Consider the following 24,620-nt stretch of genomic DNA (forward strand, 5'->3'; position numbering starts at 1 on the left):
ATCATGGCCGCCCCACCTGGACCGAGATGAGCATGAAGGAGCTGGACCGCCTCTTCCTGAGGGGGCAGTAGAATCCGCAACACTTCCACCTGCGTGGCGAGAAGCGCCGGGGGCAGGCCGAAGAGGAGGTCCTACGCCAGGATGGTGTCGGTAGCGCCCAGGGATGGGTTCACAGCGCCTCCTCGAAGGCATGCCGCCGGGCAAGCTTCTCAGCGCCAAGCCTGAGAGAGCCCGAGAACTGCATGCCCGATTCGCGCCCCCCTGCCATCCTGCTGATGGGCCCCACCGCCGCCGGCAAGACCGATCTGGCCATCGCCTTGCATGAGCGGCTTGGCTGCGAGCTGGTCAGCGTCGATTCGGCCATGGTCTATCGCGGCATGGTCATCGGCAGCGCCAAGCCTTCGGCGGAGGAGCTGGCCCGGGCGCCTCACCGGCTTATCGACATTCGCGACCCGGCCGATCCCTACTCCGCCGCCGACTTCCGTGAGGATGCCCTGCGCGAGATGCGCCGGATCAGTGACGCCGGCAAGGTGCCGCTGCTAGTGGGTGGCACCATGATGTACTTCAAACACCTGCTCGAGGGGGTGGCCAACCTGCCCGCTTCGGATCCGGCGGTGCGCGGTGAACTGGAGCGCATGGTGGTGCGTGGCGGCCTCACGGCGCTGCACGAGGCGCTGGCTCGAGTCGATCCGGTCTCGGCGGCACGGATCCATCACAATGACCCCCAGCGACTGATGCGGGCGCTGGAGGTCTACCGCTTGGCGGGCCGTCCCCTTAGCGAGTTGTGGGGCGAGCAGCGTCGGGAAACCTTTCCCTGGCGCACGCTGTCGATAGGTCTCTGGCCGTCTGACCGCAGTGTACTTCATGCGCGGATCGCTCAGCGCTTCGGGGCGATGCTCGATGCCGGTTTCATCGACGAGGTGGCAATCCTCAAAGCGCGCGATGATCTCGATGCTTCTCTGCCGTCCATGAAGAGCGTGGGCTATCGTCAGGTCTGGGCCTACCTCGACGGCGAGTTCGGACGTGATGAGCTCGGGCAGCGCGGCATCATCGCGACCCGGCAGCTGGCCAAACGGCAGCTGACCTGGATGCGCCGCTGGCCGGGACTACACTGGGTCGACGGGCTGGGTCCCGACCCCTGGGGTGAGGTATTGAAACTCGTGCGCGAATTCGGCACTTAGCGTAAGATGGGCCCTTCGGCGGCAGGGTGAACAGGCCCCCAGGTTATCCAGCGTTGCCCCATGGCGGGAGCGACGACGTCCGACATAACATAAACCCCCAGAGACACTTCAGGGAGAGCAACATGTCCAAAGGGCAGTCCCTTCAAGACCCGTACCTGAATATCCTGCGCAAGGAGCGCATTCCGGTATCGATTTTCCTGGTCAACGGCATCAAGCTGCAGGGCCAGATCGAGTCCTTTGACCAATTCGTCATCCTGCTGCGCAACACCGTCAGCCAGATGGTGTACAAGCATGCCATCTCCACCGTGGTGCCGTCGCGCAACGTGCGCCTCCCGGCCCCGGATGCGGTGGCGCAGCCGGAACATGACGCGTGAGGTATTGATTGTTTTTTGAACGTCCCGACGCCGGCGAAACGGCGATTCTCGTCCACGTAGACTTCCAGGACGAGCAGGAACGCGAGGATGTGGGAGAGTTTCTCGAACTCGTGCGTTCGGCTGGTGCAGAACCGGCCACCCTGATCACCGGCAGTCGCAAGCGGCCCGATTCTCGCACCTTCGTGGGGTCGGGCAAGCTCGAGGAGCTGCGCGAGGCGAAGGCCGTGCATCACGCCGAGCTGGTGATCTTCAACCATGGCCTGAGTCCCTCCCAGGAGCGCAATCTGGAGCAAGAGCTCAAGTGCCGGGTGATCGACCGCACGGGCCTGATCCTTGATATCTTCGCTCAGCGCGCCCGGACCCACGAGGGCAAACTGCAGGTGGAGCTCGCCCAGCTCGAGTACATGTCGACCCGACTGGTGCGTGGCTGGACCCACCTGGAGCGCCAGAAGGGCGGTATCGGCCTGCGGGGGCCGGGCGAGACTCAGCTCGAGACTGATCGGCGCTTGTTGCGGGCGCGCATCAAGGCGATCCACAAGCGGCTCGACAAGGTGCGCACCCAGCGCAGCCAGAATCGTCGGGCCCGTTCCCGGGCGGAAATCCCCAGCGTCTCGCTGGTGGGCTACACCAACGCCGGCAAGTCCACGCTCTTCAACGCCCTGACGTCCGCCAGGGTCTATGCGGCCGACCAGCTCTTCGCTACCCTCGATCCGACGTTGCGCCGTCTCGAGATCGAGGACGTGGGGCCGGTCGTGCTGGCTGATACCGTGGGCTTCATTCGCCATCTGCCTCACAAGCTGGTCGAAGCCTTCCGCGCCACTCTGCAGGAGGCCGCCGAGGCGTCGCTGCTGGTTCACGTGATCGATGCCGCCGATCCCGACCGTGAGCTCAACATTGCTCAGGTCGAAGCGGTGCTTGACGAGATCGGTGCCCTCGAGGTGCCGACGCTCAAGGTGATGAACAAGATCGATCTTCTCGATGCTGCACCGCGCATAGAGCGCGACGCGGAAGGTCGCCCCGAGGTGGTCTGGCTTTCGTCTCGTGAGGGGAAGGGTCTCGACCTGCTGGCGCAGGCCCTCTCGGAGTGCCTGGCTGATGACATCATCGACTTCGAGCTCTGCCTGGCGCCTGAGCAGGGCAAGCTGCGGGCCGCGCTGCATGACCTTGGTGCGGTGCGCGAGGAACACTTCGACGACGAGGGGCATACCTTCCTCGAAGTGCGCCTGCCACGTCGCGACTTCCTGCAGCTCATGGCGCGACTGGGCGAGCGTGCCGACGACTATCTGCCGTTGGCGCTGCAGGCGACGCCGGTGTGGGAAGCATGACGCGAGGAGAGCGGTTTGCTGGCGGTCAGGTCAGCAGCCACAACATGATGAGAGGGACGCCGGGCTGCGCTCAGGCGATACCCGCAGGTTCGCAACCGATGCCCGCCGCCGGCACGCCCGGTGGTGGAATGCAACGCATAGTGGAGACGACGTATGGCCTGGAATGAGCCTGGTGGTGGCAACCAGCACGACCCCTGGAGCGGGGGTGGCCGCGGTGGTAATGGCGGCGGTGGCAGTGGTGGTGGAGGTAAGGGCGGCGGCAATCAGGGCCCGCCCGACCTCGAAGAGGCCCTGAAGAAGTTTCAGGACAAACTCAACAATATGCTTGGCGGCCGCGGGGGCAAGAAAGGCGGCTCCGGTGGCAAGGGCGGTGGTGGCAAGTCGCGCAATGCCTTCACCCTGCCAGGCCTGCTGGTCGTGGTCGCCCTGGCCATCTGGGCGGCTTCCGGCTTCTACCTCGTCGATCAGTCCGAGCGCGGGGTGGTGCTGCGCTTCGGCGAGTTCCAGGAGATCGTCACGCCCGGTCTGCAATGGAATCCGCCGCTGATCGACGACGTGCGTATGGTCAACGTGACACGCGTGCGTTCGGTCACCCAGACTCAGTCGATGCTGACCCAGGACGAGAATATCGTCTCTGTCGAGATGTCGGCTCAGTATCAGGTCGCCGACCCTCGGAACTACGTACTCAACGTGCGCGACCCCGAGCTCAGCCTCGTGAACGCCCTGGACTCGGCGCTGCGTCACGTGGTCGGCGGTACCGACATGATCGATATCCTGACCTCGGGCCGCGAGATCCTCGGTAGCTCGGTGGCCAGTCGCCTGCAGTCCTATCTGGACAATTACGGCACTGGCATCCTGCTGCAGACGCTGAACGTCGAGTCCACTGCACCGCCCGACGCCGTCCAGGACGCCTTCGACGACGTTATCCGCGCCCGCGAGGACCGCCAGCGCACTATCAACCAGGGTATCGCCTACGCCAACGCCATCATCCCCGAGGCCCAGGGCCAGGCCCAGCGCCTCGTCGAGCAGGGGCAGGGCTATCGCGAATCCGTGGTCGCCGAGGCCGAGGGCCAGGCTAACCGCTTCAACGCGCTGCTCGGCCAGTATGAGGATTCGCCATCCATCATGCGTGAGCGCCTCTACCTCGATGCCCTCAGTGAGGTCTTTAGCAATACGTCCAAAGTCATGGTCGATGTCGCCGACGACAGCCCGCTGTTGTACCTGCCCCTCGACCAGCGTCCTGGCGGTGGCAGTGCCGGCAGCGGTGCCAGTGCAGGGGAGCAGGGCGAGCTGGATCCTCGCGTGCTCGAGCGTATGCGCTCAAGTCAGTCATCGAGCAGCAGCAACAGCAGCAACAGTGGAATCCGCAGGGAGGGCCGCTAAATGATCAACAATCGTTCCCTGCTCATCGTCGGTGGTCTGGCCGCCGTGGCCTGGTTGGCCAGCAATAGCCTCTACGTGGTCGACGAGACAGAACGCGCCGTCAAGCTGCGCTTCGGTGAGATCATCGAGGAGAACATCCAGCCCGGGTTGCATTTCAAGGTGCCGATCACGCAGACGGTGCGCACCTTCGACACTCGGCTCTTGACGCTGGATACCGATCCCAGCCGCTACCTGACCCTCGAGCAGAAGGCGGTGATCGTCGACTCCTATGTCCAGTGGCAGGTGGTCAATCCGACCCAGTACTACGAGGCCACGGCCGGTGACGAGCTGATGGCAAGACGCCTCATCCAGCCGCGGGTCGACGAGAGCCTGCGTAACGAGTTCGGCCGCCTGAACCTGCAGCAGATCATCGCCGAACGCCGTGACGACCTGATGACCGGCCCCACCAATGACCTCGATGAGCTGATGCGCGGGGAACTCGGTGTGGCGGTTCGTGATATACGGGTCAAGCGCATCGACCTGCCCGAGGACGTTTCTTCGGCAGTCTATGACCGCATGCGCTCCGAGCGGGAGCGCCAGGCTCGGGAATGGCGCGCCCAGGGGCAGGAGGAGGCCGAGCGCATTCGCGCCAACGCCGACCGCCGCCGCCAGGTACTGCTGGCCCAGGCCCGTGCCCGCTCGGAGACCCTGCGCGGTGAGGGTGACGCCGAGGCCGCTTCGATCTTCTCCGAGGCGTATGGCAAGGACGAGGAGTTCTTCAGCTTCTGGCGCAGTCTCAACGCCTATCGCGACAGCTTCGCGGGTGACGACAACATGCTGGTGCTGGATCCCACCAGCGATTTCTTCCAGTACCTCAAGAGCCCGCAGGGCACGAGCGACTGATCTCCCCGGCGGGCGGTGCGCCGCCCGCCGACCGGGGTTCAACCGGCTAGCAATCGTGGTAGAATCCATAAACCGGGCGTGGCCCGGTTTTTTTGTGGCCTCCCCACTCCCGGCGTTTCCGTTCGCCAGTACGCCTCGCGCGACACAGGCGTCGCCGCAGGCCAACCATCGTCTTGCAGGATGAACGACATGACCATCGCTGACCGCTGGCTGCTTCCCGACGGCATGGACGAGGTACTGCCGCCTCAGGCTAGCCGCATGGAGGAACTGCGCCGTGCGCTGCTCGACCTCTATTACCGCTGGGGTTATGACCAGGTGATGCCGCCCCCGGTGGAGTTCCTGGATTCCCTGCTCACCGGTACCGGCACCGACCTCGATCTGCAGACCTTCAAGCTGACCGATCAGATGACTGGCCGCATGATGGGCGTGAGTGCCGATGTCACCCCTCAGGTGGCGCGCATGGATGCTCACTCTCTGCATCGTCAGGGGCCGGTGCGGCTCTGCTACTGCACCAATGTGCTGCGCGCCAAGGCCGACCAGTTCCAGGGCGGTCGCAGCCCGGTGCAGGTTGGGGTGGAGCTGTTCGGCCATGCGGGCCTGGAGGCCGATCTAGAGATCCTGCGCCTGGCGCTGGCCAGCCTCGAGACGGCCGGTGCCTCGGAGATCCACCTGGCGCTGGGCCATATCGGCATCTACCGCAGCCTCGTAGAGGCCGCGGCTCTCGATGCGGATCAGGAACGCGCCCTATTCGACGCCCTGGCCCTCAAGTCGCCGGGTGAGTTGGCAGCGCGCGTAGAGGAGAGTGTGCGCGATCCGGGGCTGGCGGCGATGTTCCGCGCCCTGGGGGATCTGCACGGCGGGCTCGAGGTGCTGGAGGCGGCCCGCGAGGCCTTCGAGGAGGCTCCCCAGCCCGTAGGCGCGGCGCTGGACCAGCTGCGCGCCCTGGTCGATGGGGTGCTCGCCGAGCATCCCGAGGTTGAACCCTACTTCGACCTGGCCGAGCTGCGAGGCTACCAGTACCACACCGGCATGATGTTCGCCGCTTACGTGCCGCACTACGGCCAGGCCCTGGCCAAGGGGGGGCGCTACGACGACACCGGCCGCGCCTTTGGCCGCGCCCGCCCGGCTACCGGCTTTTCCATGGACCTCAAGTTGCTGGCCACCCTGGCCCCCGCGGAGCCAGAGCCAGACGGCATCTGGGCGCCGGCCGAGGGAGAGGGGCTGGCGGAGGTCCTCCAGTTGCTGCGCCAGCAGGGCGAGCGGGTCGTCCAGGCGCTGCCAGGGCAGCGCACCGGTCCGGCAGAACACCGCTGCGACCGCCGGCTGGAACGTATCGATGGTCGCTGGGAGCCGCGCCTCCTGGTGACTCCACAGGACCGGGCCTGAGGGCCTGCGGTCAATGACCTTGGCCCTGGGCCTGGACACGGGCGCGGTGCCGCAACGAGAGACGAGAGCACAATGGGCAAGAATGTAGTCGTACTGGGCACCCAGTGGGGTGACGAAGGCAAGGGCAAGGTGGTCGATCTGCTCACCGAATCCGCGTCCGCGGTGGTGCGTTTCCAGGGCGGACACAATGCCGGCCATACGCTGGTCATCGACGGCGAGAAGACCGTCCTGCACCTGATTCCCTCCGGTATCCTGCGTAACGACAAGATCTGCGTGATCGGCAACGGCGTGGTGCTGTCACCCGAGGCGCTGATGGAAGAGATTCGCGAGTTGGAGAGCAAGGGGGTACCGGTGCGCGAGCGCCTGCGTCTGTCGCCTGCCTGCCCGCTGATCCTGCCCTACCATGTGCGCCTGGACCAGGCGCGCGAGAAGGCCCGCGGCATCGCCAAGATCGGTACCACCGGACGTGGCATCGGCCCGGCCTATGAGGACAAGGTGGCGCGTCGGGGCCTGCGCCTCGGCGACCTGCTTCACCGCGAGCGCTTCGCGTCCAAGCTCGGCGAGGTGCTCGACTACCACAACTTCGTGCTGACCCAGTACCACGGCGAGAAGCCGGTGGACTTCCAGCAGGTGCTCGACCAGGCGATGGCCATGGCCGAGGAGTTGCGCCCGATGGTATGTGACACCGTGAGCCTGGTTCACGAGATGCGTCGCGCCGGCGAGAACATCCTCTTCGAGGGGGCCCAGGGCTCGCTGCTGGACATCGACCACGGCACCTATCCCTTCGTGACCAGCTCCAACACCACTGCCGGCGGCACTGCCACCGGCTCCGGCGTCGGGCCGCTCTACCTGGACTACGTGCTGGGCATCACCAAGGCCTACACCACCCGTGTCGGCTCCGGTCCCTTCCCCACCGAGCTGTTCGACGACCACGGTCGCCACCTGGCCGAGAAGGGCCACGAGTTCGGGGCCACCACCGGCCGCGCGCGCCGCTGTGGCTGGTTCGATGCCGTGGCCCTGCGACACGCCGTGCAGATCAACTCCGTCTCCGGTATCTGCCTGACCAAGCTCGACGTGCTCGACGGCCTGGAGAACATCCGTGTCTGCGTGGGCTATCGCAGCAAGGACGGCGAGGTGCTCGACACCCCGGTAGACTCAGAGGGCTATGAGGCCATCGAGCCACTCTACGAGGACCTGCCGGGCTGGAGCGAGTCCACCCTGGGGGCGCGTCGCGTCGAGGACCTGCCGGCCAATGCGCGCTCCTACATCAGCTTCCTGGAAGAGCGGGTGGGGACCTCCATCGACATCATCTCCACCGGGCCAGACCGCAACGAGACCATCGTGCTGCGTAATCCCTTCGACGGCTGACCGGCAGCACGGATAGTCGCGGATGGAAGTGTGAGATAAAAGGCCCCTCCTGAAGAGGGGCCTTTCGGTTTCTGGGCGGCGGTGGATCAGTAATCGATGCCTCGGCGGGCCTGGATGCCACTGTTGAAGGCATGGCGAACCTCCTGCATCTCAGTGACGGTATCGGCCATGGCAAGCAGTTCCCGGTGAGCATTGCGCCCGGTGATGATGACCGTCTGCTCGGCGGGACGATTGGCCAGCGCTTGCTTGACGGTGGCGATATCCAGGTAGCCGAACTTGAGCATGTAGGTGATCTCGTCTAGGACCACCAGGTAGACCGCCGGGTCGGCGAGCATCCCCTCGGCCTCGGCCCAGACCTCGCGGCAGGCCTGGGTGTCGGCCTCGCGGTTCTGGGTGTCCCAGGTGAAACCGGTGGCCATGATGGCGACATCGAGGTTGGGGTCCTCGACCAGCCGCTCGCGCTCGCCGCACTCCCAGAGTCCCTTGATGAACTGCACAACCCCGACCTTGTAACCATAGCCCAGGGCGCGGGTTACGGTGCCCCAGGCGGCGGTGGTCTTGCCCTTGCCGTTGCCGGTGAAGACCAGCAGCAGCCCGCGTTGCTCGGTGGCCTCGGCGACTTTCTCGTCGACGCGGGACTTGAGTTTCTGCATGGCCTGCTGGTGGCGGGTGTCGCGATCGCTCATCGGGGCTCCATGGTTTGTATAAGGCTTGTCCAGAAAAGCGACAGCATACGCCAGAACCGGGCGGTCGTCAGCCTCCCTGGGCTTACGCCCGTTCGCGCCACCGGGCCTCCATGTGGGCCAGGAAGAAGCATCTCGCTGAACCCCTCGCGAACAAGCTCCGTTTCGAGTGAAAAGATTTCATGGTCAACGGCGGTGACAGCGATATTCGCCATGATCACAATCGTCTCGAGATGTCGGGAGATTCGCGATGACCGTTACCCTGCGCCAGGCCCTCTGTCATGACCTGGATGCACTCTTTTGCCTGGAGCAGGTAGCCTTTACCGGCGACCGATTCAGCCGCCGTCAGCTCTGGCACCTGCTCTACCGTGCGCATGCCCTGACGCTGGTCGCGGAGTGTCGGGCACCCGACAGTGGGCCTCCACGCCTGCTGGGTTATGGCACCCTGCTGTTTCGTCGCGGCACCCGTCGTGCCCGGCTCTACTCCTTCTGTGTGCACCCTGACGCGCGCGGCATTGGTCTAGGAAGGCGGCTTCTGGAAGTCCTGGAGGTCGAGGCGCAAGCCCGTGATGCCGAGGTGCTGGGCCTCGAAGTGCGTGCCGACAACCGCGTGGCGCTGGGACTCTACCGGCGGATGGGCTTCCGCCTGGAGCGCTGGCTGGGCGACTACTACGAAGACGGCTGTGCGGGCTGGCAGATGGCCAAGCTGCTGTTGGGCGAACGGGAGGCCGCACCGGCCCGTGAGGGCTGATAGAATCATGCCCTTCGTACCGATCAGCCATCCACCAATCATCTACCGGGACATGCCCATGCCCTCCTTCGACATCGTTTCCGAGTTCGACAAGCACGAAGCCAGTAACGCCGTGGATCAGGCTAACCGAGAGATCCAGTCCCGTTTCGACTTCAAGGGTGTCACCGCGAGCTTCGAGCTCAACGGCGAGACCGTGTCCCTCGAGGCCGAGGTCGATTTCCAGCTCAAGCAGATGCTCGACGTGCTGCGCAACAAATTGATCAGTCGCGGTATCGATGCCCGCTGCATGGACACCCAGGAACCGGTGCTCTCCGGCGTCCGGGCTCGCCAGGAGGTGACTCTCAAGCAGGGCCTCGACCAGAAGGAGGCCAAGGACGTCGTCAAGCGCATCAAGGAGAGCAAGTTGAAGGTCCAGACCCAGATCCAGGGCGAGAAGGTTCGAGTCACCGGCAAGAAGCGCGATGATCTCCAGGCCGTCATGGCCCTGTTGCGCGGGGAGGGCGGCCCCGACCTGCCGCTGCAGTTCGATAACTTCCGCGACTGATAAGCGCCTTGACCTAGGTCAGTCCGATGACGTCCATAAGCGTTGGCGATTGGCACAGGGAGGCAGAATGCTCTTCAATGGGAGTCATATCTGATCACCGGAGTACGCGAGTGATGCCGGTCGTTCGTCGTATCGCCTTCCTGGCCGTGGCTTGGGTCAGTTTCGGGTTGGGCATGGTGGGGGCTTTTCTGCCGCTGCTGCCGACTACCTGCTTCATGTTGCTGGCGGTCTGGGCGGCCTCGAAGGGGTCGCCGCGCTTTGCCGCCTGGATCCGTGAGCATCCACGCTTCGGCCCTGCCATTATCGCCTGGGAGTGCGAGCGGGCGATTCCACGCCATGCCAAGTGGCTCGCTTCCGCCATGCTGGCTGTCTCGATACTGGTGCTGGCGCTCACCGTGAGCCTTTGGTGGCTCAAGCTGTCGTTCATCGCCGGGCTCTGCCTGGTGGGCGCCTGGATCCTGTCGCGCCCCGAGCCGGTTACCGTGCGCTGATCGAGGCTTGTCGCATTGCTTTGAGCTCCGGGCGCGGGGCGCCGTACAATGGATGGCAATCACCGAAAGGAGCCATCCTCGATGTCAGAACCGCAGCCGATCTACCTGAGTGACTACCGTCCGCCCGCCTACCGTGTGACCCGTACCGAACTGACTTTTGACCTCGACCCGAACGCCACGCGGGTCAAGGCGCGCCTGCACCTCGAACGCCACCCGGAGCGCGAGGCCGGATCCTCCCTGATGCTCGACGGCGAGCAGCTTGCCCTCAAGGCTATCGCCATCGATGGCCAGCCGCTGGAGCCGGACGAGTACGAGGTCGGCGAGGCCGGACTGGTCGTGCATCGAGTGCCAGAGGTCTTCCTGCTTGACACCGAGGTCGAGGTCGCGCCCGACGGCAACACGGCCCTGTCGGGGCTCTACCGCTCGAGCGGCATGTTCTGCACCCAGTGCGAGGCCGAGGGCTTCCGCCGCATCACCTTCTATCCGGACCGCCCCGATGTCATGGCGACCTTCTCCACCACGGTGATCGGCCGCGCGGAGCAGGAGCCGGTGCTGCTCTCCAACGGTAACCCGGTGGAGCGCGGCACGCTGCCCGGCGGTCGCCACTTCGTCACCTGGGAAGACCCACACCCCAAGCCCAGCTACCTCTTCGCCCTGGTGGCCGGCAACCTGAAGAAGGTCGAGGATACCTTCACCACCATGAGCGGGCGCGACGTTACGTTGCAGATCTGGGTCGAGGAGGAGAACCTCGACAAGACCGACCACGCCATGGCCTCGCTGAAGCGCGCCATGCGGTGGGATGAACAGGCCTACGGCCGGGAGTACGACCTGGACCTCTTCATGATCGTGGCGGTCAACGACTTCAATATGGGCGCCATGGAGAACAAGGGGCTCAACATCTTCAACTCGGCCGCGGTGCTGACCCATCCCCACACCGCCACCGATGCGGCCTTCCAGCGTGTCGAGGGCATCGTCGCCCACGAGTACTTCCACAACTGGTCGGGCAACCGGGTCACCTGTCGCGACTGGTTCCAGCTCTCCCTGAAGGAGGGCTTTACGGTCTTCCGCGACCAGTGCTTCTCGGCGGATACCAACTCGGCGCCGGTCAAGCGCATCGAGGACGTCTCCTTCTTCCGCACCGCCCAGTTCGCCGAGGATGCCGGCCCCACCGCCCACCCGGTGCGACCCGACCACTACATCGAAATTGGCAACTTCTATACCCTGACCATCTACGAGAAGGGTGCCGAGATCGTGCGCATGCTCTCGAACCTGGTGGGCAAGGAGGCCTTCCGCCGTGGCAGCGACCTCTACTTTGCGCGCTTCGATGGCCAGGCCGTGACCATCGAGGACTTCGTGGACTGCATGGCCGAGGCCTCGGGTCAGGACCTCGCCCAGTTCATGCTCTGGTACTCCCAGGCGGGAACCCCCGATATCGACGCCCATGGGGAGTACGACTACGCCAACGCCGAGTACCGCCTCATCCTGCGCCAGCGGACCCCGGCGACTCCCGGCCAGCCGGACAAGCAGGCCTTGCACATCCCTGTGCGCCTGGGCCTGGTGGGAACCAAGTCCGGTCGCGACCTGCGGCTGACCCTGGAGGGCGAAACGCTGGGTACCGATGCAGTGATCCATCTGCGCGAGGAAGAGCAGGAGTTCCGTTTCACCGATGTGAGCGAGGCCCCGGTACCTTCGCTCCTGCGCGGCTTCTCGGCGCCGGTCAAGTTGCACTTCCCCTATGGCCGCGAGGACCTGGCGTTCCTGCAGGCCCATGACTCCGACGGCTTCAACCGCTGGGACGCCGGGCAGCGCCTGGCTCTGCTGGCGCTGGACGACCTGATTGCGGCCCATCGCAACGGCGTCGAGAAGGTAATGGACCCGCGGGTGGTCGAGGCGTTCCGCGCCCTGCTGGCGGCGGAAACCGACGACAAGGCGGTACTGGCCCAGATGCTGACGCTGCCCTCCGAGGCCTACATCGCCGAACAGCAGCCGCTGGTCGACGTGGATGCCATTCATGCCGCTCGCACCTTCGTCAAGCAAAGCCTGGCCCTGGCGCTACGTGACGACTTCCTGCGGGTCTACGAGGCGCATTGTCTCGATGCCCCTTACGCCCCGGAACCCGAGCAGATCGCTGCGCGCAGCCTGAAGAACGTGGCGCTCTCGTACCTCATGGCCATCGAGGACGAGGCGGGGCTCGACCTCGCCTGCAAGCAGTTCGAGGCCGACCACAACATGACCGACGTGCGCCATGCCTTGACCTTGCTGGTCCACAGCTCGCGCGGCGACATCGCCGACCCGGCCCTCAAGGCTTTCGGCGAGACCTGGGCCCACGACCCGCTGGTAATGGATCAGTGGTTCGCCATCCAGGTCACTCGCCCGCAGCCGGACGTGCTCGACCGCGTCACGTTCCTGATGGAGCACCCGGCTTTCTCGTTGAAGAACCCCAACAAGGTGCGGGCGTTGATCGGGACGTTCGCCAACCAGAATCCGGTGAACTTCCATCGTGCCGACGGGGCAGGCTATCGGCTGCTGGCCGACACCGTGATCGAGCTCAACCGCCTCAATCCGGAGATCGCCGCCCGCCTGGTCACTCCCTTGACGCGCTGGGCTCGCTTCGACGAGGCGCGCCAGGCGCTGATGAAGGCCGAGCTAGAGCGTATCCGCGCCGAGGAGCTCTCGCCGAACGTCTATGAAGTGGTTGAAAAGGCCCTGGCCTGATGAGGGAAGGGTAATTTCCTGCTGCGCTCGGGCTCTTGATAAAAGAAGCTGGCCGCCGGCGGTGCCGGTGCGCCGGCCCGGTCGTCTCCTCATGTAGCGGGCTACACTCCGGCAGCTGCGCTCCGGCAGTGGCCAGCCTAACTTCGCTCGCAACGGAAATTCCTCCTTCCCTGATGCCAAAAGACGTGCCGCTAAAGGGCAGCATGTTGCATCAGGGAGGGGGTCAGTTGATCAGCCAACTGAGTACCGTCACCCCCAGCAGCCACCAGATCAGGGTGGCGACGATGGCCTGGCGCATCAGGGCAGCGACGCCCTTCCACAGCAGCCAAAGGCCGATCACCAGCACGACCAGGCTGATCAGCGTAGGGGGGATGCCCAGCGACTCGGAAAGGCCCTGCATGAAGCTGCGGGCTGCGCCACCGATGTTGGCGAAAAAGCCGGCAAGGCCATCCACGATGAAACGGATGAATTCTCCAAAGGCGTTGCCGATGAAGGCGAAGGCGTCGTCCATGGGGGGGTGAGTTCCAGTCTGATAGGGAGCGGTCGTTTTCCATGCCCCGCAGGGCCTGATTGAGGGGCATTCGGCATCACGCCAATGCCCGAGTATCGCGAGAAGCATCCCGGGGTGGCAAGTCATTCACCCCAGCTGGCTGGCTCGAGAGACGACCCCGGCTTCCTCGGCGGCGCTGTCGGCCAGGGCCCTGCCGGCCTCGTCATAGACGTGGAAGACCGCATTGGCACCCAGCTCGCGGATCGGCTCGATCTCCTCGGGGTATTCCACCACGGCGGTGATCTTGCCCGGGAACTTTCGGGAGCGCAGCTGCTTCAACGCGAAGAGGTTGCCCGCATGGTGCGGCATGGCCAGCACTACCATCTGGACCCCATGGGACATCAGTAGCTTGTCCCAGAAGTCCGAGTCGACGGCATCGCCCTCGAGGATATTGAAGCCCCGACCACCCAGCTTCTTGACACTCTGGGGGTTGCTGTCGATGCCCAACACGCGCAGCCCGTACTCCTTCTGCAGGCGACGGTAGACGCTGCGCCCGATGCGGCCCATGCCCAGCACCACGGCCTCAGCGTCGCCGACCTCGATCGGGCGGTCGCTCGGCGAGAGCTCTTCCACGGCGACCGGCGGGAGCCGGGGCTCCAGCCAGCGGTAGAGTCGCTCGCTGAAGCCGTTGAGTATCGACGAGAATCCGAAGCTCAGTGCCACCGCCATCGAAATCACCACCAGCCACTCTTCCGGGAGCCACTCGCTGGAGACCGCGATGGCGCCGACGATGAGGCCGAACTCCGAGTAGTTGGTCAGGCTGAGGGTAGCCAGGAGCGAGGTGCGATATCGCATCTTGAAACGCATGAAGATGAGCTGATAGATCAGGCTCTTGAGCGGCAGGATCAACACCAGCAGCATGGCGATGGCGAGCATCTCGGTGCTGGGCATCGCGGTCAGCCCGATGCTCAGGAAGAACCCCACCAGCAGCAGCTCCTTGAGGCTGAACATCGAGCGGGCCAGGGTCTGTGCCGCGGGGTGGGGGGCCAGCAGCAGTCCGATGATCAGCGCTCCCAGGTCACCCTTCACGCCCACCGATTCGAAAAGGGCGTAGCCCAGCACCAGCGCCAGCAGCATGCCGAAGAGCATCTGCATCTCGCCATGGCCGAGCCGGTCGAGCAGGGCACGCAGGGCGGGGGCCAGGGGAATCAGCAGCACCAGGCCCAGGGCCCAGGGGCTAGGCAATTCCCCGGTGGAGGCGGTGATGAAGATCACCGCAAAGATGTCCTGCATGATCAGCACGCCGATGGCCAGGCGCCCATAGGCGGTCTGTGTCTCGCTGCGCTTCTCCAGTACCTTGACCACGAAGACGGTGCTGGAAAAAGAGAGCGCGAACCCCAGCAGGCCCAGGGTGTGCCAGCCCGTGCCATCCAGCAGGCCCAGCCCCAACCACTTGAACAGCGACAGCAGCGCCACCATCAGCAGCGTCGATGCCAGCATGTGCAGGGAAGCGCCCCCCCAGACATCCCGGCGCAGCAGGGTACGCACGTCGAGCTTCAGGCCGATGGTAAACAGCAGCAGGGTGACCCCGATGTGGGAGAGGGTCTCGAGCAGCGGGGTCTTGTCATAGCCAAGGGCATTGAGCGCGAAGCCAGCGACCAGGAAGCCCACCAGGGGTGGCAGCCGGAGCCCCATTGCGGCGAAGCCGCCAACGAAGGCCGCCAGAAGATAGGCTGGTTCGATCATGCACGCTCCCTGTTCTGCACGCGTCGACAAGACAATTATTGTAGTGAAGTCGTAAGCTGATTGGCATTCATGATTGGGTGTGTGCCGTCATCCGGCAACGCTGTCATGTCCGGGATGGGACGACACAAGCGAGAGGAGCGCGAATGGCCAGGTTGATCCTCAATGGCAAGTCGGCGCAGCTGCCGGCAGTGAGAGAGGCGGTCTTCGCCCGGCGTGAGATGGGGGACGACATCGAGGTCAGGGTCACCTGGGAGCAGGGCGATGCTGTCCGCATGGCGGAGCAGGCCGGGTATGATGGGGTAGAGCGAGTGATCGCCGGCGGCGGTGATGGCACAGTCAACGAGGTGGTCAACGGCCTGATGAGGCTGTCACCTGAGCTTCGACCCGGCCTGGGGATATTGCCCCTGGGCAGTGCCAACGACCTGGCCACCTCGCTGGGCCTTTCGCTGACCGTTCCCGTCGTGTCCCTGGCTGCCCTGCTGGCCAGGCGGCCATCGGGACGGCATGATGAAGCATCCGAACATCTTGACCACCCTGACTACCCGGAGGACTGCATGATGCTCACTCCCTTTCATCTGGCCGTGCAGGTCCGTGACCTGGCCGAGGCGCGACGATTCTATGGTGAACTGCTGGGATGCCCGGAAGGGCGTTCCAGCGATACCTGGGTCGACTTCAATCTCTATGGCCACCAGTTCGTTTGTCACCTGAATCCTGCCCTGGGGGAGAAGGGCATCGACGATCACCGCAACCCGGTGGATGGTCATGGCGTGCCGGTGCCACACTTTGGGGTGGTGCTGGAGATGGCCGACTGGGAGGCCCTGGTCGACCGGCTCACCGCGGCGGGCGTGCGCTTCGAGATCGAGCCCTATATCCGCTTTCGTGGCGAACCCGGGGAGCAGGCCACCATGTTCTTCCGCGACCCCAGCGGCAATGCCATTGAATTCAAGGCGTTCCGTGATATCGCCGGCCAGCTGTTTGCCACCTGAAACGTGACGGCGCCTTGCGAGAGAGGGGGTGCTCTGGTGCAATGTCCTTCCTTTCGTCAGGAGCAAGAGAATGTCAATGAAACCCTGGATGCCGTTGGTTGCGGCCATGGCGCTGGCCACGGGACTCGCGGGTTGCGGCAACGGTGGTGACGAGCCTGCTCCGGCCGAGGTCGAGGAGACGCAGGAAGAGGCCACTCAGCCGGCCGCCGAGTCCGATGACACGTCAGTCCCCGAGGAGCAGGCGTCGTCCCCCGAGGCGCCCGTGGAGGAGCAACCTGCGGTACCGGATGAGGCAGACGGCAATCTCGAGGCCGAGGGCGAGCTGGACCTGGAGGCCGAGGGTGAGGTGGACGCCGAGGCCGAGACCCTGGGCGAGTCGCCGGCCGATACTCTGGATGAGGGCGCGGCCCTGCCCGGCGAGACGACCCGCTCCGATGTCGATGCCATCATCGAGGAGACGGAGCGGCGCTTCGATGAAGCCAGCCGTCGCATCGACGAGCAGTTCGAGAGTGCCGAGGAGGAGGCGCCCGAGTTGGAGCCCATGGAGGCGTCACCCGAGTTCGAACCCATGGAGTCTCCCGCGTACGAGTCGGATATCGATCTCGACGCGACCTCGGGCAGCGAGCTGGATGAACGGGAGGCATTGCCCGGGGAGAGTACCCGCTCGGATATCGAGGCCATTATCGAGGAAACCGAGAAGCGCTTCGAGGAGGCGAGTCGCCAGATCGACGAGCAATTCGAGGAAGCGGAACGCCAGGCCCCCGGGACGTCATCGGAGCTCGATGCGCTCGATGGCGACGACACGGAGACGGTTACTGACTGACGCGTCACCCCTGGCGCCGTGGCCGGGAACGAAAAAGGCCCACCAGACGGTGGGCCCTTCCCTGTGGTGACCGTGCGGGAGGGCTGCTCGGTCGCCTCCGGATCAACCGAGGATCAGTCGGCGGGCCGGATGTTGGAGGCCTGAAGGCCTTTCTTGCCTTGGGTCACTTCGAAGGTGACCTTCTGGCCGTCCTGCAGGGACTTGAAACCTTCAGCCTGAATCTCGGAGAAGTGAGCGAACAGGTCATCACCGCCGTCGTCCGGAGAGATGAAGCCGTAGCCCTTGGTATCGTTGAACCACTTGACAGTGCCAGTTGCCATCGTCGATTTCCTTAACTAACTAAATAATGGTGCTGGGTCTGGCAGGGAGTGTCCTGGACACAGACCCGTATTGCGTAGGCAAGGCAAGAAGGAAGTGCGCACCCGGTGTATCGAAGGAATCGAAGTACAACTGACGACTTTTCTGCTTGCTGACCAACGCAGCGGATAGTGCAACAGCGCCAGGGTTGCGTCAACAGGGTGGCACAAGGAGACTGGCGCTGCGCCCGCAAAGTCACTGTAGTTGCAAAGCCGGTGGGCGTCCAGCCTTCACCCCGCCCGTTTCATCCATGAAAGAGACCCCCATGACCCATACCCGAATCGCCTCCCGGGACACCCATAGCAAGCTTGTCGGCTACCTGCTTTGGCTGTTCGGTTTCCTTGGTGCTCACCGCTTCTACTACGGCAAGCCGGTGACCGGCACGATCTGGTTCTTCACCCTGGGGTTGCTGGGGATCGGCTGGCTGATCGACCTCTTCCTGATCCCGTCCATGGATCGCCAGGCCGACCTGCGCTTCCAGTCCGGCCCCACCAACTACTCTCTGGCCTGGCTGCTGCTTACCTTCCTGGGGGTATTCGGCCTTCATCGCTTCTACCTGGGCAAGTGGCTGACCGGTCTGCTCTACCTGCTGACCTTCGGGATCTTCGGCCTCGGGGTGCTCTACGACTTCTGGACCCTCAACGACCAGATCTCCATGCGCCATGCGCGTCGCGGCATCTTCAACGGTTAACCCCATGTACCTCGATGCACAGTTCTGGCCGTTCCTGGTGGCCATCACCCTGCTGAGCATGAGCCCCGGGGTCGATACCCTGCTGGTGGTTCGCAACACCGCCCGGGGTGGCTGGCGCGACGGCGTGGCGACCAGCCTGGCCATCTGCTGCGGGCTTTTCGTGCACGCCGCGGTCTCTGCCCTGGGCATCTCGTTGATCCTGCTGCAGTCGGCTTGGGCCTTCGGCCTGCTCAAGCTGGCCGGTGCCGCCTACCTGGTGTGGCTGGGCGTGAATAGCCTGCGCTTGGCCCGGCGAGGGCAGGGGCTTCCCGTGACCGGCGTCCAGGCCAACCGGCAGGCCGTGTCGCTGTGGCGCCCCGTGCGCGAGGGGCTGCTCTCCAATGTGCTCAACCCCAAGACAGTCGTCTTCTACATGGCCTTCCTGCCCCAGTTCATCGCTCCCGATGAGCCGGCGCTGGCCAAGTCGCTGTGGCTGGCCGGGGTGCACTTCGTGGTGGCCAACCTGTGGCAGATAGCCATCGTGGTGATGGTAGGAAGCGCGGGTCATTGGCTGGCGAGTCCGGCGTTCTCGCGTTGGCTCAATGGCGTCACCGGTGCGGTGCTGGTGGGCTTCGGCATCAAGTTGGCACTGACGCGACAGCCCGGCTAAACCGGACTTCTTCCGGAGCTGTAAGGCATAAGCTTGAAGCTATAAGAACAAACCATTGCCGTTAGCAAGACCGTAGGCAGCTTCTTGGCTTACGGCTTACGGCTTACGGCTTACGGCTTACGGCTTACGGCTTACGGCTTACGGCTCGCAGATCAGTTTCTGGCCAGCAATGAGCGATCATAGCGCACCGCCTTCTCCCTCGGGCTCAGCATCGTGACCCCCTTGCTCTCGCCGCCCCTGGAGAGGCTCTCGAAAATCACCCGGTAGGCGAGCACGGCCTGCACGTAGTGGCGGGTCTCGCGGAAGGGAATACTCTCGACGAAGAGGTCGAACTCTTCCGGCGCGTCGCGCAGCCAGCGGTCGACTCGGCTGGGGCCGGCATTGTAGGCCGCCGCGGCGGCGAGGCGGTTGCCGTTGTAGCGATCGATCAGCTCGCCCAGGTAGGTGCTGCCCAGGCGGATGTTCACCTCGGGCTCGAGGACGCCGTAGGGGCCGGGATCGCCGATCCCCAGGCGCTGGCCGAGCTGGGCCGCGGTGGCCGGCATCAGCTGCATCAGGCCGCGGGCTCCGGCGGGGGAGAGGGCCACGGGATTGTAGGCGCTCTCCCGCCGGGCGATGCCCATCAGCAGGTAGGGGTCGACCCCGGCCACGCCGCCCCAGTGCAGGAAGTCATCACGATAGGCCTCGGGGAAGCGCCAGGCCAGGGCGTCCCACATCTGGCCGACGATGGTGGTCTGCACCAACTCGGGTAGCCAGCCCCTCTGCGCCGCATAGTCGGCCAGGGCCCGGGCCTCCTCGGCGGTGCCGCGGGCCACGGCCCGGTACCATTCGCTGTTGGCAAGGCCAGGCTCGTCGATGCGGCGTAGCGCCTCGGTGCGCCGGACTGCCGGCCACTCGGCGACTTCCCGGCGGGTAGTCGCGTCGAGGGTGTTGCGCTTCAGGTTCAGGGCGTAGGGGCGACCCAGGCGGTCGGCGGCGGCAAAACCGAAGAAGTTTCGCTCTTCGGCCGCCGCGGCATAGGCCTTTTCCGCGGTGGCGGTGTCGCCCTGCTGATCCAGGGCCCGGCCCAGCCAGTACTGCCAGCGGGCCTCCCGGCGGGTCTCGTCGGGCATGCGATGCATCCAGTCGATGACCCCCGGCCAGTCCCTCGCGGCAAGGGCCCTGCGCACGCGAAGCTCCAGCAGCTCGGCGTCGCCGAGGCGTGCCACGACCTCGTCGCGCCAGCCACCGTGCTGGTCGATGTCGCGCACCATCGCGTAGAAGGCCAAATCACGCTCGATGGCATCTCGGTAGCGGGATTCCAGCGAGAGGTGAGGAGAGACCTTGCGCCAGGCCTCCAGAGCCGCCTCGGTGTCGGCGCGGGTGAAGCCGTGCATGGCCGCGGCGAATAGCGGCCCGCTGCCCCGGCAGCCCGGTCCCGTGCAGGCCGGGACCTCGGCTACGGCCGCGTAGTCCTTGCGCAGCCGGTCGAGGCTGGCCCTGGCGGATTGCCAGTCGGTGCTCAGCTGCCGGCCCAGGTAGTTCATCAGGCCGCTTTCGCCGGCTTGCCAGGCGAGCATCATGCGCTCCCAGACATGGGCCTGGCCGATCTCGCCCCGGGCTCGCAGGGTGTCGAAGAGGGTGTCACAGGCATCCGGCTGGGAGCGGCCGACGAGCCAGAGCTCGCGGCCGCCCCGGGCGGCGTCCTCCGGCGCGCGATCGAGCAGGGCGGTGTAGTAGTAGCACTGGCGTGCGGTGCCCTCGGGCACGCCGTCGGCGACCGCCAGCAGGCTGGCCGGGCGCCCGGCGTGGCCGTACTTGGCGATCGCCTGGCCGCGCATCCAGTCGCTGAGCGGGGAGTCCGCATGACGTTCGATGTAGGCCAGCACCTGCACGGGATCCACATCCGGCAGGCGCTGGCGCAGCCGATGATAGTCGACGTAGCCGACGAGGACATGATCCTCGATGGCGCCCCGGTCGATCTTTTCCCATTGAGCGTTGCGGGCGGCCTCCAGGGCATCCCGCATGGCGCGGTCGCCGGCCTGGCCGGCCAGGGGCAAGACGCACAGGGTGGCAGCGATCAAGGCCTTGCAGCGGCCGAATGACAGGAGCATATCGTGACCTCTTGCGGTTCGCGGTCCTCAATCTGCCATGGTGGCCGATGGCAGGGCACTTGAGTAGTGTCGCCGCTGCACGACAGGCAGCGGCTGTTCGTGAGGGAGTGGATATCTTATCGTGTAGCGGTATTCCCGCCTGTCGGCAAGGAGTTCGAGATGGCCAGATTCGGTGGCGGTGTCCTGATGGCGCGTCTGCGCCGTCGCACTCGCGTGCTGGGGCAGATGGGTCGCGCGCTGCGGCTGTTCCTGCCCATGACCCGTGATGTGCTGCTGGGACGCTACCGCCCGGTGCCGTGGGGGGCCTTCCTGTGGATGCTGGCAGCCCTGGCGTACCTGGTCTCGCCGCTTGACCTGATTCCCGACATGCTCGTGCTGCTGGGGCTGGTGGATGATGTGGTGATCGTCGGTTGGCTGCTGACCCGGGTTGACCGGCGCCTCGCGGGCTATCGTGCCTGGCGGGAGCGCCAGGAGGGCCATGATCCACCCTCCGGCGAAGGTCGAGGCGACGAGACGCCGCCGCCTTGATACGATCGTTTGACATCTTCGTTTCCCTGCTGCCGCTTGCGAGGCCCGGATGACCCATGGCCAGATCCCGAGCGATGCCGACTGGCGTCGCGCCCTGACGCGTTTCGTCACGGTGATTCCCCACACCCGCGAACTGGGCCTCGAGGTGCTCGTGGTCACCTCCGAGGTGACCACCATGCGCCTGCCCTGGTGCGATGACCTGCTCGGCGATACTGCCCGGGGCTTGGTGCACGGTGGGGTACTGTCCATGCTGCTGGATACCGTCTGCGGCTCGGCGGTGCTGCCGGCCCTGCCGGCGCCGGAGGTCTGTCCAACCCTGGACCTGCGGGTCGATCACTTCCGGCCAGGGGTGGTGGGGCGGGCCATCCTCGCCGAGGCGCGCGTGGTCCGGATCACCGAATCGGTGGTGTTTACCGAGGGCACCCTGTGGCAGGAAGCGGGTCGGCCGCTGGCCCGGGGCATCGGCAATTTCGTAAGGCTGGGGCCGCGTCATACGCCCGACGGCTTCGCCGAGGCGCTCTTCGCGAAGGAGAACGACCATGCATGAGGGCTTCGACAATGTCGAGTGGCTGGCGAGGACCCGTGCAGAGGGCGATGTCGAGGCCTGGCTGGCCCTGGTTCCCTATGCCCGGCGCATCGGGGTCTCGGCGGTCCCGGACCCGCAGGGCGAGGGTCTGCTGTTTCGCCTCGACCCTCGCGAGGGCAATGTCGGCAATGTCCTGCTGCCGGCCCTGCATGGCGGTGTGGTGGCTGCCTTCATGGAGACCGCGGCGACCCTGGACCTGATGCTCGCGGCGCGTACACTGTGCCTGCCGCGCATCATCGACATTTCCATTGACTATCTGCGTACGGCGCGGCTGGCGCCGTCCCTGGCCCGCTGCAGCCTGCAGCGCGAGGGGCGGCGCATGGGCAATGTGCGGGTCTGCGCCTGGCAGGAGAGTGAGGCGGTGCCGGTGGCCACTGCGCGCCTGCATTTCGTGCTCGGTGATCCCGCCGGAGCAGGTGCTTGAAAAACCCCATCTGGGCCCCATATCGACGACAGTCTTGAACCGGTGGCTTTTGCCATCATCGTCATGTCGAAAGAGGGGTTCCAGCCACATGACTACCGCGACTCATGAGGAAACCCTCGGTTTCCAGACCGAGGTCAAGCAGCTACTGCACCTGATGATCCACTCCCTGTATTCCAACCGGGAGATATTCCTGCGCGAGCTGATTTCCAACGGTGCCGATGCCTGCGACAAGCTTCGCTATGCGGCCTTGGATAACGACGCGCTATACGAAGGCGACAGCGAGCTGCGCATCGAGATCGACCACGACGCCGAGGCGGGCACCGTGACCGTGCGCGACAACGGCATCGGCATGAGCCGCGACGAGGTGATCGAGAATCTCGGTACCATCGCGCGTAGCGGCACCGCCGAGTTCCTCCAGCAGCTCTCCGGCGAGCAGCAGAAGGATGCTCGGCTGATCGGCCAGTTCGGGGTCGGCTTCTATTCCGGCTTCATCGTCGCCGACGACATCACTGTGCGCACCCGCAAGGCCGGCAGCGACGCAGGTGAAGGCGTTGAATGGCACTCGAAGGGCGAGGGCGAATTCACCGTCGCCGATATCGACCGTGAGGTTCACGGCACCGAGATCGTGCTGCACCTCAAGGAGGATGCCCGGGAGTTTGCCGATGACTTCCGCCTCAAGAGCTTGGTGCGCAAGTACTCCGACCATATCGAGGTGCCGGTGCGCATGCCGAAGGTCGAGACCGCCAAGGACGAGGACGGCAACGACATCGAGGGCAGCGAGACCGTTACTTGGGAGACCGTCAACGAGGCCACTGCCCTCTGGGTGCGGCCCAAGAGCGAGATCTCCGACGACGAGTACAAGGCCTTCTACAAGCATGTGGCCCATGACTTCAGCGACCCGCTGACCTGGAGTCACAACAAGGTCGAGGGCAAGCTCGAGTATACCAGCCTACTTTACGTGCCCGGTCGCGCGCCCTTTGATCTTTACGAGCGAGATGGCGCCCGGGGCGTAAAGCTCTATGTGCAGCGCGTCTTCATCATGGATGACGCCGAGCAGTTCCTCCCGCTCTATCTGCGCTTCATCAAGGGCGTGCTGGACACCCGCGACTTGTCGCTCAACGTTTCCCGCGAGTTGCTGCAGAAGGACCCGCAGGTCGACAAGATCAAGGCGGCCCTGACCAAGCGCGCGCTCGACATGCTCAAGAAGCTGGCCAAGGATAATGAGGCCTACCAGACCTTCTGGAACACCTTCGGCAGCGTGCTCAAGGAGGGGCCGGCGGAGGACCACGCCAACCGCGAGAAGATCGCCGGCCTGTTGCGCTTCTCCACTACCCATACCGACAGCGCCACCCAGGACCAGTCGCTGGCCGACTACGTCTCGCGCATGAAGGAAGGGCAGGAGAAGATCTACTACATCGTCGCCGAGGGTTTCAATGCGGCCAAGTCGAGCCCGCACCTGGAGATCTTCCGCAAGAAGGGCATCGAGGTGCTGCTGCTGCACGATCGCATCGACGAGTGGCTGATGAGCCATCTCGACGAGTTTGAGGGCAAGCACTTCGTCGACGTGGCCAAGGGTGAGCTCGATCTCGGCGACGTCGAGGACGAGGAGGAGAAGAAGGCCCAGGAGGAAACGGCCAAGGCCAAGGAGGACCTGGTCAAGCGCGTCCAGGAGGCGCTGGGCGACGAGGTCCAGGAGGTCAAGGTGACGCATCGCCTCACCGACTCGCCGGCCTGTGTGGTGTTGCCCGAGCACGAGATGGGTTTCCAGATGCGCCGTATCATGGAGGCGGCTGGCCAGAAGATGCCCGAGGTCAAGCCGATCCTCGAGCTCAATCCCGAGCATGCGCTGGTGGCGCGTCTCGAGGGCGTCGAGGGTGAGGGCTTCGAGGACCTGGCGCGTATCCTGCTCGACCAGGCGATCATCGCCGAGGGCGGCCACCTTGATGACCCCGCCGCCTACGTCAAGCGGCTCAACGCCCTGTTGAGTGCCTGACCTGCAGCCTCATCGCCGCTTCGCAGTAAGCGACCCCTACCCCGTCGGCCTTCCCTGCCGGCGGGGTTTTCTTTTTTCGACGCTCCGGTGGGGGCATCTTAGGCGAATGGCACGCTAAGTAGCCTTGATCCGATGGCTGCGGTGTGGTGCTGTATCATGTCATGGTTCTCG

General features: G+C 65.1%; 24 protein-coding genes and 1 pseudogene. 20 read left to right on the forward strand and 5 right to left on the reverse strand.

What is annotated here, in order from left to right:
• The first annotated feature begins 242 nt into the window (after window positions 1-242).
• The 7 genes from miaA (at window position 243) to RI841_RS01795 (ending at window position 7,899) form a co-directional block, all read left to right on the forward strand.
• Window positions 243-1,181 carry a tRNA (adenosine(37)-N6)-dimethylallyltransferase MiaA gene (gene miaA, locus RI841_RS01765; RefSeq protein WP_310703806.1) on the forward strand — a complete coding sequence of 313 codons (939 nt, stop codon included), beginning with the start codon at window positions 243-245 and terminating at the stop codon, window positions 1,179-1,181.
• A 122-nt stretch (window positions 1,182-1,303) separates the two neighbouring features.
• Window positions 1,304-1,555, forward strand: a complete 252-nt coding sequence (gene hfq / locus RI841_RS01770) for an RNA chaperone Hfq (RefSeq protein WP_310703807.1) — start codon at window positions 1,304-1,306, stop codon at window positions 1,553-1,555.
• An 8-nt stretch (window positions 1,556-1,563) separates the two neighbouring features.
• Window positions 1,564-2,880: a ribosome rescue GTPase HflX gene (gene hflX, locus RI841_RS01775; protein WP_310703808.1), complete on the forward strand. Its 1,317-nt coding sequence runs from the start codon at window positions 1,564-1,566 to the stop codon at window positions 2,878-2,880.
• A gap of 153 nt (window positions 2,881-3,033) precedes the next feature.
• Window positions 3,034-4,263: an FtsH protease activity modulator HflK gene (gene hflK / locus RI841_RS01780; protein ID WP_310703809.1), complete on the forward strand. Its 1,230-nt coding sequence runs from the start codon at window positions 3,034-3,036 to the stop codon at window positions 4,261-4,263.
• Window positions 4,264-5,145 carry a protease modulator HflC gene (gene hflC / locus RI841_RS01785; RefSeq protein WP_310703811.1) on the forward strand — a complete coding sequence of 294 codons (882 nt, stop codon included), beginning with the start codon at window positions 4,264-4,266 and terminating at the stop codon, window positions 5,143-5,145.
• A gap of 189 nt (window positions 5,146-5,334) precedes the next feature.
• Window positions 5,335-6,531, forward strand: a complete 1,197-nt coding sequence (locus tag RI841_RS01790; protein ID WP_310703812.1) for an ATP phosphoribosyltransferase regulatory subunit — start codon at window positions 5,335-5,337, stop codon at window positions 6,529-6,531.
• Window positions 6,532-6,603: 72 nt separating this feature from the next.
• A complete protein-coding gene (locus RI841_RS01795) occupies window positions 6,604-7,899 on the forward strand; it encodes an adenylosuccinate synthase (protein ID WP_310703813.1) in 1,296 nt (431 codons plus the stop codon).
• Window positions 7,900-7,985: 86 nt separating this feature from the next.
• Here RI841_RS01795 and cobO read toward each other — a convergent pair whose 3' ends face one another.
• A complete protein-coding gene (gene cobO, locus RI841_RS01800; protein ID WP_310703815.1) occupies window positions 7,986-8,585 on the reverse strand; it encodes a cob(I)yrinic acid a,c-diamide adenosyltransferase in 600 nt (199 codons plus the stop codon).
• A 247-nt stretch (window positions 8,586-8,832) separates the two neighbouring features.
• Here cobO and RI841_RS01805 point away from each other — a divergent pair, with 247 nt between their 5' ends.
• From RI841_RS01805 to pepN, 4 genes are all read left to right on the forward strand, one after another.
• Window positions 8,833-9,333, forward strand: a complete 501-nt coding sequence (locus RI841_RS01805; RefSeq protein ID WP_310703817.1) for an N-acetyltransferase — start codon at window positions 8,833-8,835, stop codon at window positions 9,331-9,333.
• Window positions 9,334-9,391: 58 nt separating this feature from the next.
• A complete protein-coding gene (locus RI841_RS01810; protein ID WP_310703818.1) occupies window positions 9,392-9,877 on the forward strand; it encodes a YajQ family cyclic di-GMP-binding protein in 486 nt (161 codons plus the stop codon).
• Window positions 9,878-9,990: 113 nt separating this feature from the next.
• On the forward strand, window positions 9,991-10,368 hold the full coding sequence (locus RI841_RS01815) for a YbaN family protein (RefSeq protein ID WP_310703819.1): 378 nt from the start codon (window positions 9,991-9,993) through the stop codon (window positions 10,366-10,368).
• Between the two features lie 81 nt (window positions 10,369-10,449).
• Window positions 10,450-13,083: an aminopeptidase N gene (gene pepN, locus RI841_RS01820; protein ID WP_310703820.1), complete on the forward strand. Its 2,634-nt coding sequence runs from the start codon at window positions 10,450-10,452 to the stop codon at window positions 13,081-13,083.
• Window positions 13,084-13,306: 223 nt separating this feature from the next.
• Here pepN and RI841_RS01825 read toward each other — a convergent pair whose 3' ends face one another.
• A complete protein-coding gene (locus RI841_RS01825) occupies window positions 13,307-13,594 on the reverse strand; it encodes a hypothetical protein (protein WP_310703821.1) in 288 nt (95 codons plus the stop codon).
• A gap of 126 nt (window positions 13,595-13,720) precedes the next feature.
• Window positions 13,721-15,319: a cation:proton antiporter gene (locus RI841_RS01830; RefSeq protein ID WP_310703822.1), complete on the reverse strand. Its 1,599-nt coding sequence runs from the start codon at window positions 15,317-15,319 to the stop codon at window positions 13,721-13,723.
• Window positions 15,320-15,462: 143 nt separating this feature from the next.
• Here RI841_RS01830 and RI841_RS16470 point away from each other — a divergent pair.
• The 3 genes and pseudogenes from RI841_RS16470 to RI841_RS01845 form a co-directional block, all read left to right on the forward strand.
• A pseudogene (locus RI841_RS16470) lies at window positions 15,463-15,765 on the forward strand (diacylglycerol kinase family protein); the annotation flags it as partial.
• A gap of 108 nt (window positions 15,766-15,873) precedes the next feature.
• Complete coding sequence (locus tag RI841_RS01840) at window positions 15,874-16,305, forward strand: VOC family protein (protein ID WP_310703842.1); 432 nt, start codon at window positions 15,874-15,876, stop codon at window positions 16,303-16,305.
• Between the two features lie 70 nt (window positions 16,306-16,375).
• Window positions 16,376-17,128 (forward strand): hypothetical protein, encoded by a 753-nt coding sequence (locus RI841_RS01845; RefSeq protein ID WP_310703823.1) that lies wholly within the window; start codon window positions 16,376-16,378, stop codon window positions 17,126-17,128.
• 113 nt (window positions 17,129-17,241) lie between these two features.
• Here the strand turns inward: RI841_RS01845 and RI841_RS01850 are convergent, their stop codons facing one another.
• A complete protein-coding gene (locus RI841_RS01850) occupies window positions 17,242-17,448 on the reverse strand; it encodes a cold-shock protein (RefSeq protein WP_023005630.1) in 207 nt (68 codons plus the stop codon).
• Window positions 17,449-17,750: 302 nt separating this feature from the next.
• On the opposite strand from RI841_RS01850, the gene RI841_RS01855 reads away from it, so the two are divergent.
• Window positions 17,751-18,176, forward strand: a complete 426-nt coding sequence (locus RI841_RS01855; protein ID WP_310703826.1) for a TM2 domain-containing protein — start codon at window positions 17,751-17,753, stop codon at window positions 18,174-18,176.
• Window positions 18,177-18,180: 4 nt separating this feature from the next.
• Window positions 18,181-18,825, forward strand: a complete 645-nt coding sequence (locus tag RI841_RS01860; protein ID WP_310703827.1) for a LysE family translocator — start codon at window positions 18,181-18,183, stop codon at window positions 18,823-18,825.
• A gap of 152 nt (window positions 18,826-18,977) precedes the next feature.
• Here the strand turns inward: RI841_RS01860 and RI841_RS01865 are convergent, their stop codons facing one another.
• Window positions 18,978-20,918 (reverse strand): transglycosylase SLT domain-containing protein, encoded by a 1,941-nt coding sequence (locus tag RI841_RS01865; protein ID WP_310703829.1) that lies wholly within the window; start codon window positions 20,916-20,918, stop codon window positions 18,978-18,980.
• Window positions 20,919-21,077: 159 nt separating this feature from the next.
• On the opposite strand from RI841_RS01865, the gene RI841_RS01870 reads away from it, so the two are divergent.
• From RI841_RS01870 to htpG, 4 genes are all read left to right on the forward strand, one after another.
• Complete coding sequence (locus RI841_RS01870) at window positions 21,078-21,446, forward strand: DUF1232 domain-containing protein (protein WP_310703830.1); 369 nt, start codon at window positions 21,078-21,080, stop codon at window positions 21,444-21,446.
• Between the two features lie 49 nt (window positions 21,447-21,495).
• On the forward strand, window positions 21,496-21,993 hold the full coding sequence (locus tag RI841_RS01875) for a PaaI family thioesterase (protein WP_310703831.1): 498 nt from the start codon (window positions 21,496-21,498) through the stop codon (window positions 21,991-21,993).
• Window positions 21,986-22,456, forward strand: coding sequence for a PaaI family thioesterase (locus RI841_RS01880; protein ID WP_310703832.1), 471 nt, complete (start codon window positions 21,986-21,988; stop codon window positions 22,454-22,456). Before RI841_RS01875 ends, RI841_RS01880 begins: the two co-directional genes overlap by 8 nt.
• Before the next feature lie 88 nt (window positions 22,457-22,544).
• The gene (gene htpG / locus RI841_RS01885) at window positions 22,545-24,449 is read left to right on the forward strand and encodes a molecular chaperone HtpG (protein WP_310703834.1); all 1,905 of its coding nucleotides are present in this window, start codon (window positions 22,545-22,547) and stop codon (window positions 24,447-24,449) included.
• Window positions 24,450-24,620: the final 171 nt, after the last annotated feature.

Origin of the sequence: Halomonas sp. (assembly GCF_031581305.1) — a bacterium.
GTDB lineage: Bacteria > Pseudomonadota > Gammaproteobacteria > Pseudomonadales > Halomonadaceae > Halomonas.